1 protein-coding gene is annotated in these 482 nt (G+C 68.7%); it reads right to left on the minus strand.

Annotation, left to right across the window (positions count from 1 at the left end; genetic code table 11):
• Positions 1 to 482, minus strand: a 482-nt coding sequence (locus NUV94_08160) for a DUF11 domain-containing protein (protein MCR4392708.1), incomplete at both ends; no start/stop codon positions are given.

The following is a 482-nucleotide window of genomic DNA, read 5'->3' on the forward strand; positions in this document are numbered from 1 at the left end:
GACCCAGGCGAGGAGGGGACCTGGCGCGCCAATGGGCTCGGCCTCGGACTTCCCGCCCGGCCAGGCGATGCGGGCTGTCTCCGCGACGTACGCGAAGCCCGGGGGAAGCCAATCCTCCACGACCACGTCGTAGGCTCGGCTGTAACCCACGTTCGTCACGATGAGCCGGAATTGGACGAGTTCTCCGACCTTGACCGGCACGGGCTCGATCGCGCAGGGATCGCAGGGGCCCGTTGTGGGTTCGCAGGGGCACTCCTCGCAGAAGACCTCCTTGTTCGTCACCAGTGCCGGCGCTCCCACCCGGATGGTGGTGGAATCCTCGTCGGGGTAGGAGTCGTCCACGTCGGGGTTGAACTCGGGGATCCGCGTTCCCGCGCCGTCCTCTCCCGTGACCCCGGCCAGGTTGGTGAGGTACGAGCCAGGGATAGCCTCGGGCAGGACCCGCGCCCGGTAGACGACGACGAGCGTCCCCCCGCTGTTGA

The organism is Candidatus Acetothermia bacterium (genome assembly GCA_024653305.1).
Classification (GTDB): domain Bacteria; phylum Bipolaricaulota; class Bipolaricaulia; order Bipolaricaulales; family Bipolaricaulaceae; genus JACIWI01.